The following is a 14,487-nucleotide window of genomic DNA, read 5'->3' as shown; positions in this document are numbered from 1 at the left end:
CCATGTTCATGTCTCCTTTATGATCGTGAATGAATGAATCTACCCTTTCAAAATCGCATCCGCCAGCGCGTCCAGCGCCACGAACGTCTGCTCGCCCGTCGCCATGTTTTTCAGCGCGATTTCGCCGCGCTGCAGCTCGTCGTCGCCGAGAATGGCCGTGAAGCGCGCTTGCAGCCGATCGGCCGATTTCAATTGCGCCTTCATTTTGCGGCTCTGATAATCCCGTTCCGCCGCGATGCCGCGCAGGCGCAGCCCGTGCAGCAGCCGCGTCGTCTCGCGCTCCGCCGCTTCCCCGAGCCCGACCAGGTACACGTCGACCCGGTGGAGGTTATCGAGCTGAACGCCTTGGCTTTCCAGCAGCAGGACCGTGCGCTCCAGGCCGATGCCGAGGCCGACGCCGGGCTGGTCCGGGCCGCCGATCTCGGCGACCAGGCCGTTGTACCGCCCGCCGCCGCCGATCGTATCGATCGCGCCGATGCCTTCCGCTTTGTATTCGAACGCGGTGTGCGTGTAGTAATCGAGGCCGCGCACGAGGCGAGGATTGATGACGTACGGAATATTCATGTCCGTCAGATTACGCTGCACGGCTTCGAAGTGCGTCCGGCACTCGTCGTCCAGGCTTTCCAGAATGGACGGCGCGCCGTCGAACCGGTGCTGGTCGGTCTTGCAATCGAGGACGCGGAGCGGATTGCGGTCCATGCGCGCCTGGCAGTCCTTGCACAGCGTCTCGCGCATCGGCTCCAGGAACGCGAGCAGCCGCGAGCGGTAAGCCGCCCGCACTTCCGGCGTGCCGACGGAGTTGATTTCCACCCGGACGTCCTTCAGGCCGAACTCCGCATAGAACGCGTAGCCAAGCGCGATGACTTCCGCGTCCAGCGCCGGATCGACCGCGCCGAGCGCCTCCACGCCGAATTGGTGGAACTGCCGGTACCGGCCCGCCTGCTGGCGCTCGTACCGGAACATCGGACCGATGTAGTACAGCTTCGATACGTCCGGCTCTCCGTACAGTTTGTTCTCCACGTACGCGCGGACGGCACCGGCCGTGCCCTCCGGACGGAGGGTCAGACTGCGGTCGCCGCGGTCGGTGAACGTGTACATTTCTTTCTCGACGATGTCCGTCGTTTCGCCGACGCCCCGTTTGTACAGCTCCGTCATTTCGAAGAGCGGGGTGCGAATTTCGCGGAAATTAAACCGCCGGCAAATGTCGCGCGCCACGCGTTCGACGTACTGCCATTTCTCTACGGCGCCCGGCAAAAAATCCTGCGTGCCCGGAGGCTTCTGAAAAGCCATGCCCATTCCCTCCCATATGCTGATGATCATGCCAAGTTCCCGGTGGCCGGGGACTAAAAAAGCTCCCGCCCTCCGCCTGTTCAGGCCAAAGGGACGAGAGCTTGTCGAAAACGAAGCTGTCGTGGTACCACCCACATTCCGGAACGTTCGCCGCGATCGGCCTTCGTCCCGCTTTATCCGGTTAACGCCCGGCTACGCAATACGACTACTGAACCGGCCCGAAATCGCCGGCGGGTTCGCCGCATGTCCTCCAGGATGTCCTCTCGCTCAAGCACGCCAAGGATTCTTCCAGCCAAGGAATCCCTCTCTGTATCGGTGCGGGTAGAACGAAATCTTCCTATCAACGGATCGACACTTTATCTCATCTATAATAGCATTCCGGATTTATGCTGTCAATATACATCGAAGGATCGGAGCGAAAGCCGGAGAAAAGAAAAAAACCTACAAACGAGTTGTAGGTCCATCAATAATATATTCAAAAAAGGGGGTCGACTTTTATTATAGGCACGCCATGTTAGAGAATCATTGAAAACAGGTTACAGTTCCATTACAAAATATGAAGCGGTTACGCTCCTTTTTCGTACCCCTGCGTCCGCGGTCGATCGTTAGGACACAAACCCTTACGCCTCGCTTCGACTTTTCCGGTCGTGCTTCAAGGCATTCTGGGCGGCACGACCGCGGCCCGGCCCAGTTCGCCGCCCGCTTCGATGCCGGATTCTTCCCGGGCCAGCATGATCGCCTCGCGGCGATCGGCAAACAGCAGCCGTTTGGCCGTTCTCTCGATGCCTTGTTCCTTGCGTGATTGATGCATTCCGGTCACCCTCCGCTAATCTTGGCGCCTGTCGATGGCGCGTTGTCAGCCTTTAGTGTGCCCGCCCCGTCCGTTTTCAACACCGCCCGCGGTGTCCGAAGCATCGGAATTTAAAGCTGCGCGCATAAGACGGTCTCGAGCCGCCGACGAATGATGAACAACAAAAAACGGCATGCCTGAATGCCGCCTGTTTCGCTTATCCTGCTGTTAGGGATATTGCCGGTAGACATGTTGCTGTTCGAAACGGCTACGCTTTGCTGTCGACGATCAGCGTGACCGGTCCCCAATTCGTGAATGTCACGTCCATCATGGCGCCGAACCGGCCGGTCTCGACCTTCAGTCCGGACGCGCGAAGCGCGTCGTTGAACGCCTCGTATTGCGCCTCCGCCTGCTCCGGTCTCGCCGCCGCCATAAAATTCGGCCTCCGGCCCTTGCGGCAGTCCCCGTACAAGGTAAATTGAGAGACGGACAAGATATCGCCGCCGACGTCCGCCGCGGACAGGTTCATTTTCCCGCTCCCGTCCTCGAAAATCCGCAAGCCCGCGATCTTGTCGGCCATCCACCGTATATCCGCGTCGGTGTCCTCGTGCGTGATGCCGACGAGCAGCACGAGCCCTTTCGCGATGGCGCCGACCGTCTCGCCGTCTACAATGACGGCCGCTTCCTTGCTTCGCTGTACGACTACCTTCATCAGTCCGCTTGCTCCTTCGACGCGATGGGAATGATTACTGCATGATCCGCTGCACGGAATAAATGTCTTTCACCCGTTTGATCCGTTCGACGACCGATTGCAAATGCTCGATATTGCGGATCAGCACGGTCATATGAATCATCGCCAGCTTGTTTTTGTCCGATCGGCCGGAAACGGCCGAGATGTTCGTCTTGCTCTCCGAGACCGCCTGCAGCACTTCGTTCAGCAAGCCAGGCCGGTCATGGCCCGTAATCTCGATATCGACGCTGTAATTCGCCTCGACCGAGTCTTCCCATTCCACTTCGATCATGCGCGCCGCCTCTTCCCCGTCGACGCTCGTCGTCAGGTTCGTACAGTCCGCGCGATGCACCGACACGCCGCGGCCCCGCGTGATATAGCCGACGATCGCGTCCCCCGGAACCGGATTGCAGCAGCGGGCGAAACGAACGAGCAGATTGTCCACGCCTTTGACGGACACGCCGTGCGTCGGACGCGTCTTGCGCATCGCGGGCGACGACTTCATTTCCTTCATCTCGTTCGTGAGCTCGATCTGGTTCGCTTCTTCGGCTTCCTTGCGCATCTTCTCCGTCAGCTTCGTGCAGATCTGGGCGGCGGTGATGCCGCCGAACCCGACGGCCGACAGCATGTCGTCGATGTCGTTGAACGTGAATTTATACGCCGCCTCCTGCAGCTGCGCGTCGGACATGAAGCTGGACGGCTCCAGACCGAGCCGCTTCAGCTCGCGCTCGATGGCGTCGCGGCCTTTGATAACGTTCTCCTCGCGGCGCTCCTTCTTGAACCATTGCTTGATCTTGCTGCGCGCGTGCGACGACTGCGCGATCTTGATCCAGTCCTGGCTCGGTCCGTACGAATGCTTCGACGTGAGAATCTCGACGATGTCGCCCGTCTTCAGCTTGTAATCGAGCGGCACGATTCGGCCGTTCACCTTGGACCCGATCGTCCGGTTGCCGACCTCCGTATGGACGCGGTACGCGAAATCGAGCGGCACCGCGCCGGCGGGAAGCTCGAACACCTCGCCCTTCGGCGTGAACACGAAGACGAGATCGGAGAAGAAATCCATCTTCAGCGACTCGACGAATTCCGACGCGTCGCTTGCTTCGTGCTGCAGCTCGATGATTTCGCGGAACAACGTCATCTTGTCCTCGAACGAACCGCCCGGCACGACGCCGCCTTCCTTGTACGCCCAGTGGGCCGCGATGCCGAATTCGGACGTGCGGTGCATCTCCCACGTGCGGATCTGCACTTCCGTCGGCTCGCCGGTCGGCCCGATGACGGTCGTGTGCAGCGACTGGTACATATTCGCCTTCGGCATGGCGATGTAATCCTTGAAGCGCCCCGGCATCGGCTTCCAGAGCGTATGGATGATGCCGAGCGTCGCGTAGCAGTCTTTGATATTGTCGACGATGATGCGGATCGCGAGCAGGTCGTAGATTTCGTTGAACTGCTTGCTGCGCGCGGTCATCTTCTTGTAGATGCTGTAAATATGCTTCGGCCGTCCCGATATGTCGCCGTCGATGCCCATGTCCTCGAGCTTCTCGCGAATGCGGCCGATGACGTCGTCGATATATTGTTCGCGCTCCGCGCGTTTCTTCTTCATGAGATTGGCGATCCGGTAATACTGCTGCGGATTCAAATACCGAAGGGCGATGTCCTCCATCTCCCACTTGATCGCCGAAATGCCGAGCCGGTGCGCGATGGGGCAAAAGATCTCCAGCGTCTCGTACGCGATCCGCCGCTGCGCCTCCTCGGATTGATACTTCAACGTCCGCATGTTGTGCAGCCGGTCCGCCAGCTTGATCAAGATGACGCGCATGTCCTGGGCCATAGCCACGAACATTTTGCGGTAATTCTCGTTCTGCTGCTCCTCCTTGGAGCGGAATTGGATCTTCTCCAGCTTGGTCAGTCCGTCCACGACGGCCGCGCATGCTTCGCCGAACCGGGACCGGACTTCTTCCAGCGGGACGGTCGTATCCTCAACCACGTCATGAAGGAGCGCCGCGATGATCGACAATACGTCCATCTGCATATTGACGAGGATTTCCGCGACGGCGACCGGATGAAGGATGTACGGCTCTCCCGATTTGCGCACCTGCCCGTGATGGGCCTGATCGGCGAATTCGTAAGCTTCTTTGATCCGGTTCAAATCTTGTTCCTTCAAATAGGTGGATGCTTTATCAAGTAGCTGCTCTATGCCCATGAATGTCCCTTTCCGGAAAAGCGCGCGTCCGATTGGCGCCGCCTGCTTTCCAAATCAATGAAAATCCTGCCAGGTCCAGCGTGACCGTTCGGCCCGAGTTTTTCCTACTATTATGCCTGTTTTCAAGCCTTTCCGTCAACTCCGCGATTGCAGAACGCCGGACGACGGTAGCGTTCGCTCCCGTGTCCGGCGCCGGTTGAAGCTATCTTCTAGTAGGTGACGAGCGAGAAAATATCGATGCCGTCCAGCTTGCTGCGGCCGTCCAGATAGCCTAGCTCGATGAGGAACGCCGCCCCGACCACTTCGCCGCCGAGCTGGCGGATCAGGTTGATCGTCGTGGCGATCGTGCCGCCCGTCGCGAGCAGGTCGTCGGCGATCAGCACCTTCTGGCCGGGCTTGATCGCGTCCTTGTGGATCGTCAGCTTATCCTTGCCGTACTCTAGGTCGTAGTTCGCCTCGACGACTTCGCCGGGCAGCTTGCCGCTCTTGCGGATCGGCACGAAGCCGAGGCCCATGGACACGGCGAGCGGCGCGCCGATGATGAAGCCCCGCGCTTCCGGTCCCGCGATCAGGTCGATCTGCTTGTCCTGTATCGCTTGGCGAATGTCGTTGATCGCCGACGCGTACACGGCGCCGTTGTTCGTCAGCGTCGTAATGTCCTTGAACCGGATGCCCGGCTGCGGGAAATCGGGGATGACGCGAATATGCTCTTTATAGTTCATGAAGTACCTACTCCTTCGTTTTCTTGTTCGGTTGTTTGATCGTGAATGAGGCCCGCTTGCACCGTCAGCCAATCCGTCAGCTGCTTGACCGGCAGCGCGAGAATCGCGTTCGATTCCGCGTTCCGCTGGCCGTCGCGGTAATGCCGCGACAGGGACAGCTCCTTCTTGCCCGTGACCGCGCTCAGCGCCAGGCCGCCATCCGCCTCTTCGACGAACCGCAGTTCCTTGAAGACGTCCAGCATGAGCGTTACGCTATCGGCCGACCGACGGAGCTTGGCGGCCAGGGCCGCGGCGGCGCCGGCTTCCGGCAGCGGGCATTCGCGCCGCAGCAGCTGATAGAGCTGTCCGAACTGCTCCCGCGTCGGAAACTCGCCCGACTCCGGATCCGCGGCGTACAGCAGATGCACGGACTCCAAGTCCCGGCACGCGGCGATCGCCGCGGCCAGCTTCTCGGCCGACGGCGGCTTGCCGAAGACCGCCAGTTGCCGGCACGGCACGCGCTGCCCGGCGAGGGCATCGTACGTCAGGAGGCCGAAACGTTCCGGCAGCCGGAGCCGGCCCGGCGCTTCCGCGGCTTCGAGCCACGTCTCGTTCGGCACGAGCAGGACGCCTTGGCTTTGCTGCATGACGTCCGAGGCGAGCAGCCGCTCCGCCGTCCGAAACGACTCGCAGTCGGGCTCGCTTCGGAGGTCGAACAGCTGGATATGCGGCACGCGCAGATCGCTCAGCATGAACTGGGCTTTCCGCTGGCCGTTCCACTCGTTCACGGCCAGCTCGCCGACGACCTCGACGGCCGCGCCGTTTGACAGGCGCTCCGCCAGATGGCCGCAGCCGAAGCCGACGGCGTCCAGCAGCTTGCCTTGGCCGGCGAGCGCCAGCTTCAGGTGATTCTTCTCCTTGCCCATCGTCTTGCGCTCGGCGAGCGTCACGCCGGTGAGCAAGAGCTTCGGCGCGCCGTTCCCGGCGCCGAACGGCTCCAGTTTGGCGAGCTGCTCGCGCACCTTCATGGTGGCGTCCTCCATCTTGCAAGCCAGGTCGATCGTCAGCTTCGGAATCCAATCGTCCTCCGTCAGCCATTCGTCCGCGAGACGGGACAGCCGCTCCTCGAACGGCGCAAGCTTGTCGCGGTGCAGCGTCATGCCGGCGGCCGCCTGGTGCCCGCCGTAATGGTCGAGCCATTCCTCGCACGCCGTCAGCGCCGCGTGCAGGTCGTAGCCCTCGATCGAGCGGGCCGAGCCCTTGCACTTGCCGGTCTCCGGGTCGATGCCGAGGACGATCGTCGGCTTGTAATGGCGTTCGATCAGCTTGGAAGCGACGATGCCGACGACGCCGGCATTCCAGCCTTCGCCGGCGACGACGATCACGGACGGCCGTCGCGTTCCGGCCGCGTCCGCCGCTTCGCATTTCGCCGTCCACTGCTCATCGGCTTCCCGCAGGATATCCTCGACAATCCCCTGGCGCTCCTTGTTCAGCCCGTCGAGCCGGAACGCGCCGGCCGTCGCGGCTTCCTCGTCGGCGGCCGTCAGCAGCTCCACCGCCGCGTTCGCGTGGTCGAGGCGGCCGGCGGCGTTAATGCGCGGCGCCATGCCGAAGGCGATATGCGTCGCCAGCAGCGACGGCAGCTCGATGCCGCACACGTCGGCGAGCGCCCGGAAGCCGGGCTTGTCCGTCGCGCGCAGCCGCTCCAGCCCCAGCCGCACGAGCACGCGGTTCTCGTCCGTGAGCGGCATGAGGTCCGCGATCGTTCCGAGCGCCACGACGTCGGTCCATTCGACCGGCGGCTCCCCGAGGAGCGCCGTCGCCAGCTTGAACGCGACGCCGACGCCTGCCAGTCCCTTGAACGGATAGCCGCAGTCCTCCTGCTTCGGATTGACGATCGCGAAAGCGGCAGGCAGCTCCTGCGGCGGCTCATGGTGGTCGGTCACGACGACGTCGATGCCGAGTACGGCCGCGTGCGCGATTTCCTCGACTGCGCTGATGCCCGTGTCGACGGTGACGATCAGCGTGACGCCGGCCGCCGCCGCCGCGTCGAGCGCCGTTTTGTTCAACCCGTAGCCTTCTCGCGTGCGATGCGGTATGTAGTGGTCGAAGTCAAGCGCCAGCCGCTTGAACAAGTACGTCATCAAGGTCGTCGACGACACGCCGTCCGCGTCGTAATCGCCGTAGATCCGGACGCGCTCGCCGCGTTCGCGGGCAAGCGCGATCCGGTCCGCGGCTTCCTTCATCCCTTTCAGCAGGAAAGGATCGTGCAGGCACTCGAGGCCCCCGGTCAAAAAGCGCCGGGCGTCTTCGATGCGGTCGTAGCCGCGCTGGACGAGCAGGCGCGCGACCAGCGGCGGGAGCGACAAGGCGCGCGCCAGGGCGGCCGCGCGGGCTTCGCCCTCGACGTCCAGCGAAGCGAGGCGCCAGCGTGTTTTCGATTGCAGCAAGGCACCCCTCACCTCTCTTCTCAAAAAAATGAACGCTGCTGCTATTGCAGTAGCGTTGTCACGTGTTCCGGATTGGACTCATGATTGCTTTTATACGGATAACCGGGATCGTAAGGTTCTACGTGGACCGTAACCTCCGTCATGTGATTGAACCGTTTCATGATAAATTCTCTGACCCGCTTGGCGATCTCGTTGCCTTCCAGCACCGAGATGCGCGGGTTCACGCTGATGACGACTTCCGCGACGGCGTAATGACCGTGCTCTCTCGCGCGCAGCAGCTCGACGCTGATGACGCCTTCCATGCGCAGGACAACGGCTTTCAGCTCCGAGAGATCCGCCGGCTCCACTTCCAGGTACCGGCTCCGCATCACGGACGCCGATGCGACCCGATACCCGCTCGTGAAGACGATGACGACGATGATGAGCGACGCCGCGGGATCCAAGTAATAGAGCAAGTGCAGATGGAGCGGCCTGCCGAGCATCGATCCGCCGGTTCCGACGAGGGCGGCGAGCGACGCGTAAAAATCCGCGCCGCGTTCCTTGGTCGAGAAGCCCGCTTCCTTCAGGATGAAAGCAGCCAGCACGACCGCGGCCGCCGGCCAGCCCGGACTGTCGTCCACGCCGTCCGCGATCGACTTGATCGCGGCGATGCCGATCTCGAGTCCGGCGATCATCAGCAGGATGGACGCCAGCACGCCCGTCGCGGCTTCCGAGCGGCCCCGGGCCGCCGGAACGGGCGCGTACGGCGAGCCCAGCTGCCGGCACCGGCGGATGCCGGTCAGCGAGACGAACGAGGCGGCCGCGTCGGAGGCCGAACGGCAGGCATCGGCGAGCAGCGACTTGCTGCCCGTCATGACGCCGACGCCGCCTTTAACCGCTGCGATACAGACATTGCCGATAAGCCCGGTCCATGCTGCAGACTCCGCTCTGGCGTAACGATGGTTCGCTGTCATGGATGCCTCCTGTTATAGCGTTGTACTCCCTATCTTACTACGATGCGGCCGAAGACTTGACATTCGCCTTCGGTTTTTGTTTGCTCTTCAGCAGCAGCCACAGCGGGCTCGCGATGAAGATGGACGAGTACGCGCCGCTGATGAGACCGAACAGAATCGCGAGAGAGAACAGCCGGATCGATTCGCTGCCGAAGATGAGCAGGCAGATCGTCGCGAACAATACCGTCATGACGGTGTTGATGGAACGGGACATCGTCTGCCAAATGCTGTCGTTGACGATTTTGGCGATGTCCGTTACCGACTTCAGCTTCGCGAACCGGAGATTCTCGCGGATCCGGTCGAAGATAACGATGGTATCGTTAATGGAATAACCGATGATCGTCAATACCGCTACGATGAACGGCAGATTGACCTCCAGCCTGAAAATCGAAAACAAGCTGATGACGATGAAAGCGTCGTGCAGCAGGGCTACGATCGCCGCCACGGCGAATCGCCATTCGAACCGGATGCTGACGTAAATCACGATGCCGATGCTGGCGATCAGCACGGCCTTGATCGCGTTGCCTTGAAGCTCCTTGGCAATTTCGACGTCGACCGTGTTGACTTCCATGGACGCGTCTTTGTCGAATTTATCGGCGATGCCCGCTTTGAGCGCCTTCTCCTTCGTGTCCGACAGGACGTCGTCGAAACGGAGCGTGACGCGCTTCGCGCCGAACGTCATGCCCGGCGAGCCGAAATCGTTGTCTTTCAAGTACTGCTCGAACGCGGCCTTCTGGCTGCTGACGTCCTTCTTGAACGTAATATCGACGCTGGACCCCGCCTTGAAATCGACGCCGTAATTCAAGCCGAATATTCCGAGGGTCAGGATGCCGACGATCGTAATCACGATCGAAAGCATAAAGAAGTAACGGGATGTCTTCACGAAGCTGAATTTCTTCTCGTCGACGTTGTCGAATGCCTTATAATGCACGTACTTCACTCTCCTTCACACCGAAATTGGTTTTCTTCTTGACCACACCGCTGCGGACGAGAAGTGTGAGGAGCAGGCGCGAGAAGAACACGTTCGTGATAATGCTCATGACGATGCTGAGCAGCAGGATCACGGCGAAGCCCTTGACGGAGCCGACGCCGATAAAGAACAGCACGAGCGCGGCGATGGCCGTCGTGACGTGCGAGTCGATGATCGTGCGGAAGGAGTGGCGGGATCCGGCCTTCTGCGACGACATGATGCTCTTGCCGCTGCGAAGCTCTTCGCGAATCCGTTCCGCCATGATGATATTGGCGTCGACCGCGATGCCGATGCCGAGAATGAACGCGGCGATGCCCGGCAGCGTCAGCGTGGCGTGAATGAGATTGAAGCCGAGCAGCAGCAGCCAGATATACACGATGATGGAGATGCTCGCGATGACGCCGGGCAGCCGGTAGAAGATCATCATGAACAACAGAATGACGATCGTGGCGATGATGCCGGCCTCCATGGTTTCGTCCAACGATTGCTTGCCGAGCGTCGCGCCGACGCTTTGCGTGTATTTCTCGGTCAGCTTCAGCGGCAGGGCGCCAAGGTTGATCGTGTTCTTGAGATCGTACGCTTCCTCGCGGGTGAAAGTACCCGTGATCGAGGCGTCGGTGCTGTTGATTTCGCTCGACACGTTAGGCGCCGACAGCATTTTATCGTCCAGGTAGATGGCCAGCTGGTTCGTGCCGTTCGTGCTGAGCTTGGCCACTTCGCGGGTAATCTCGGCGAATTTGCTGGCGCTCTTCATCTTGATCGTAATCTCGTATTCGTTCAGCTGGGTCTGGCGAACGTCGGCGCCGTTCTGCTTGAAATCGCTGCCGCGCAGCTCGATTTTGCAGTAGCCCTTGTCGGCGGCGCATCCGCGCGCGCTGCGGAACGTCAATTCGGCGGGCTTCTTCAGGATGTCCCGCACTTTGGCTTCGTCCGTCACGCCGGCGATCTTGACCCGGATGCGGTTCGTCCCCTCCGTCGTGACTTCCGGCTCGGCCACGCCCGTGGCGTTGGCGCGAGCTTCGAGGCTCTTGGCCGTTTCCGTCAGGGATTCCTTCGTCACCTTGCCTCCGGCTTCGATCGGCTCGGCTTCGTACAGGATTTCGAAGCCTCCCTTCAGGTCCAGTCCAAGTTTGACGTCGTCCACCACCCACTTGGACAAGCCTCCGACGACGCCGAGCGATACGGCGACGATGAGGATAAACGCTAACAGTCGACGATTCATGATTCCTACAAATCCCCCTTAAGTGCTCTGCTCAATAGTCCTATTATAACGATGGCTTAAAAACGAGTCAAAAAAAAGAGCCCATCCGTTAAAAATGGGTTCCTTTAAACGCGCTGAGCGTCATAAAGTTCATGAACTTCGTCACTTTTAACGATAATATGTCGTTGACCACCTGGTGTTTGGCCGGCTGCCCCGTCTTCCCGTACTTCTCGCTGACGCAGAGCCAAATCTCTTCGCCGGTCACGTGCTCGTATCCGAACAGGTGAAATTCCTCCGCCTTGCTGTTGCACAAGTATTCGATGGTCGCGACCCACTCTTCCTCCGTCATCGGCCTGTCATCCGTCTCCATTCCACGACCTCCTTGCCTGCTGTTTGCTCTACTCATTCGCCGTCCCCTTCCGACATTCCTGCAAAAACGTCCGCACGCCAAAAATTGACTGCATGGAAGCGGACATGCCGCGCATAAGCATGGAGATAGGACATGTTCACGGTAGAGGGAGAGGAACGCATTGACCAAGCAAACGTTCATTAAGGGCGCCTTGATTCTGCTTGCCGCCGGCATCGTTAACCGGATCCTCGCCTTCGTGCCGCGAATCGCGCTGCCCCGCATTATCGGTCCCGAAGGCGTAGGCATCTACCAGCTCGGCTATCCGTTTCTGATCGTGCTGCTGACGCTGATCACGGGCGGCATCCCGCTCGCGGTCGCCAAATGGATCGCCGAAGCGGAATCCCAAGGCGACGCCCGGCGCGTCAAGCAGATCTTCCGCTCGGCCATGGCGCTTACGCTGATGCTCGCGGCCGCGCTGACCGCGCTGTTCGTCTGGCTGACGCCGTGGATTACGACCCATCTGATGACCGACCCGCGCGTGTTCCAGACGTTCCGGATGATGAGTCCGCTGCTGCTGATCATCGGCGTCTCTTCCGTCTACCGCGGCTACTTCCAGGGCAAGCAGAACATGATTCCGACCGCGCTCTCGCAAACGATGGAAACGGTCATCCGCATCATATTCGCGCTCTTGTTCGCGAAGTGGCTCCTGCCGCTCGGCCTCGCTTGGGGCGCGGCTGGCGCGATGCTCGGCGTCGTCGCGGGCGAGGTGGCCGGCTTCGCCGTGCTGCTGCTCCATTACGCCCGCGAGCGGAGAAGGAAGACGGCGGCTCCGGCTTCCTCGCTCCCGGACGAGCAGGCATCCCCGCCGGACGTTCGCAAGCCCGCTTACGGGGGACCGGCGTCCGCGGAACGCATCCCCGTCATGCGCCGCCTCGTCAGCCTATCCGTTCCGGTGACGGCCAGCCGCATGATCGGTTCGTTCTCGTACCTGCTGGAATCCATCTTCACTGCCCGCGCGCTTCTGATGGCCGGCATCGCCACGGGCGCCGCGACGGCGCAATACGGCGCGCTGCAGGGCATGATCATCCCGATCCTGCTCCTGCCGACCGCGCTCACCTATTCCCTTGCCGTCTCCCTCGTGCCGTCGCTGTCGGAAGCCGCGGCGAAGGGCGACAAGAAGACGATCCATATCCGGCTGCACCAATCGATGCGCCTCGCGCTCGTGACCGGCGCCCCCTTCATCGTCGTCATGCTCCTCTTCGCCGAGCCCATCTGCCGCGTGCTGTACAATCACGCCGAAATCGCCCCCATGCTCAAGTGGATCGCCCCGGTCGGATTGTTCATCTATTTGCAGGCGCCGCTGCAGGCTGCGCTGCAGGCGCTGGATAAGCCGACGACCGCGCTTACGAACACGTTCATCGGCGCCGTCGTGAAGCTCGTGCTCATCTTGAAGCTCGCTTCGATGCCGGAGCTCGGCATCTATGGCGCATTGATCGCGATCAACATCAACATCGTGCTCGTCACGGTGCTCCACTGGATCAGCGTGGTGCGGTTCGTCGGCTTCCGCATGAAGTGGCTCGACTTCCTGAAGGTGGGGGCGGCGATGCTGATCATGGGCGCCGCGGCGCTGTGGGTCATGAACCTCCGGACGCTGCCGGCCCTATGGCTGAACCTCGTCGCCGCCTGCGCCGCCGGCGTCGTCGTCTACCTCGTCCTGATGGTCGCGCTGCGCATCATCGACCGGTCCGACGCCGCGAGGCTGCCGCTCATCGGACGCTGGTTCCGGTCATGACGAAAGCACCGGCTCGCTTGCCGGTGCTTTCGCTTGTATCGGAATCGGGACGGACATGCGGTTCTCGCTGCCGGGTTCGGCTGCGTTGCGGCTTTGCTGCGATTCGTCTATGGGGTCGGTTTGCCCCTGTGCTTCAAATCGACGAACAGTTTCCCCCGGTGGTCGATCGTGCACAGGAACACTTGCTTCGCGTCGACGATGCCGCGCTGCCGGAGCTGATTGTTGAGCCAGAAGCGGTCTTTCTCGAGCATTTCCAGGTTACGCTTCTGAATTTCGCCGTCCATGATCAACGGCACGGGCAAATTCTCGAACCGATAGTTGCGCGGAAACGTCTTGGGCAGCGGCTCTTCCCGGTTCCCCGTCTCTTCCTCCCCGGCCGATGACGGGTCGGTCGCTTTGTCCTTCTGAATGATGGACAGCTTGCCTGTGGATTCGAGAATCGCGAATTCGACGTCGGCGATGTTCGTCTTATTCTCGCGGAACTGCAGCAGCAGGTCGTCCAAATTGTAACGCTGTTTGCGCATCGCCTCGCGATTCAGCTTGCCCCGCTCGACGATGATCGTCGGTTCGCCGTCGATCAAGGTTCGCATGCGGCGGAACTTAAGAGAGACCAGCGCTATTCCGATTTGGACCACGAGCAGGATGGCCATGGGAAATATCCCGTCCATGATGGGACGCTTCGTATCCTCGATCACGAAAACGGCGATTTCCGCGATCATGACGGAGATGACCAGATCGAACACCGACAGCTTGCCGATTTCCCGCTTTCCCATCAGCCGCATGATGACGAACACGACCAAATAAATGAGAAGCGTACGGAACAACAGACTCCAGTATTCCATAAGGACCGCCCTCCCAGCGTAAGGTACAACTATTGTCACCGGATGGTCATCCCGACATACGAAGGGGCCGATTCGAAATTATGGAATCCGTTCGCGCCGCGGCCTGCCCCGAAACGGCGTTTTCACCTGTACTATTCCACCCGGCTTGGCCATATGTTGTAGTAATTGGACAAGAAGCGA

General features: G+C 60.9%; 12 protein-coding genes. 1 reads left to right on the top strand and 11 read right to left on the bottom strand.

What is annotated here, in order from left to right; genetic code table 11:
- Positions 1 to 39 precede the first annotated feature (39 nt).
- The 10 genes from hisS to I8J29_RS15005 form a co-directional block, all read right to left on the bottom strand.
- Positions 40 to 1,290, bottom strand: coding sequence for a histidine--tRNA ligase (gene hisS / locus I8J29_RS15050; RefSeq protein ID WP_208848373.1), 1,251 nt, complete (start codon positions 1,288 to 1,290; stop codon positions 40 to 42).
- A 652-nt stretch (positions 1,291 to 1,942) separates the two neighbouring features.
- Positions 1,943 to 2,101: a hypothetical protein gene (locus I8J29_RS15045; protein WP_177222165.1), complete on the bottom strand. Its 159-nt coding sequence runs from the start codon at positions 2,099 to 2,101 to the stop codon at positions 1,943 to 1,945.
- 247 nt (positions 2,102 to 2,348) lie between these two features.
- Positions 2,349 to 2,792, bottom strand: coding sequence for a D-aminoacyl-tRNA deacylase (gene dtd / locus I8J29_RS15040; RefSeq protein ID WP_208848372.1), 444 nt, complete (start codon positions 2,790 to 2,792; stop codon positions 2,349 to 2,351).
- 34 nt (positions 2,793 to 2,826) lie between these two features.
- A complete protein-coding gene (locus tag I8J29_RS15035) occupies positions 2,827 to 5,010 on the bottom strand; it encodes a RelA/SpoT family protein (protein WP_208848371.1) in 2,184 nt (727 codons plus the stop codon).
- A 209-nt stretch (positions 5,011 to 5,219) separates the two neighbouring features.
- Positions 5,220 to 5,732 (bottom strand): adenine phosphoribosyltransferase, encoded by a 513-nt coding sequence (locus I8J29_RS15030; protein WP_090641649.1) that lies wholly within the window; start codon positions 5,730 to 5,732, stop codon positions 5,220 to 5,222.
- Positions 5,729 to 8,161: a single-stranded-DNA-specific exonuclease RecJ gene (recJ, locus tag I8J29_RS15025; protein ID WP_208848370.1), complete on the bottom strand. Its 2,433-nt coding sequence runs from the start codon at positions 8,159 to 8,161 to the stop codon at positions 5,729 to 5,731. Before recJ ends, I8J29_RS15030 begins: the two co-directional genes overlap by 4 nt.
- 41 nt (positions 8,162 to 8,202) lie before the next feature.
- On the bottom strand, positions 8,203 to 9,114 hold the full coding sequence (locus I8J29_RS15020; RefSeq protein ID WP_090641651.1) for a cation diffusion facilitator family transporter: 912 nt from the start codon (positions 9,112 to 9,114) through the stop codon (positions 8,203 to 8,205).
- 37 nt (positions 9,115 to 9,151) lie between these two features.
- Positions 9,152 to 10,012, bottom strand: coding sequence for a protein translocase subunit SecF (gene secF, locus I8J29_RS15015; protein WP_208848424.1), 861 nt, complete (start codon positions 10,010 to 10,012; stop codon positions 9,152 to 9,154).
- Positions 10,013 to 10,073: 61 nt separating this feature from the next.
- On the bottom strand, positions 10,074 to 11,345 hold the full coding sequence (secD, locus tag I8J29_RS15010; RefSeq protein ID WP_208848369.1) for a protein translocase subunit SecD: 1,272 nt from the start codon (positions 11,343 to 11,345) through the stop codon (positions 10,074 to 10,076).
- Between the two features lie 88 nt (positions 11,346 to 11,433).
- Complete coding sequence (locus I8J29_RS15005; RefSeq protein WP_240546210.1) at positions 11,434 to 11,694, bottom strand: post-transcriptional regulator; 261 nt, start codon at positions 11,692 to 11,694, stop codon at positions 11,434 to 11,436.
- Positions 11,695 to 11,854: 160 nt separating this feature from the next.
- Between I8J29_RS15005 and spoVB the strand changes: the two genes are divergently transcribed.
- Positions 11,855 to 13,465: a stage V sporulation protein B gene (gene spoVB, locus I8J29_RS15000; RefSeq protein WP_208848368.1), complete on the top strand. Its 1,611-nt coding sequence runs from the start codon at positions 11,855 to 11,857 to the stop codon at positions 13,463 to 13,465.
- A 107-nt stretch (positions 13,466 to 13,572) separates the two neighbouring features.
- Here spoVB and I8J29_RS14995 read toward each other — a convergent pair whose 3' ends face one another.
- Positions 13,573 to 14,307, bottom strand: a complete 735-nt coding sequence (locus I8J29_RS14995) for a DUF421 domain-containing protein (protein ID WP_208848367.1) — start codon at positions 14,305 to 14,307, stop codon at positions 13,573 to 13,575.
- Positions 14,308 to 14,487: the final 180 nt, after the last annotated feature.

The sequence above is a fragment of the Paenibacillus artemisiicola genome (assembly GCF_017652985.1).
Classification (GTDB): Bacteria; Bacillota; Bacilli; order Paenibacillales; family Paenibacillaceae; genus Paenibacillus_Z; species Paenibacillus_Z artemisiicola.
Note: the sequence above shows the minus strand (reverse complement) of the source record. Positions and strands in the feature narration are given on the sequence as shown.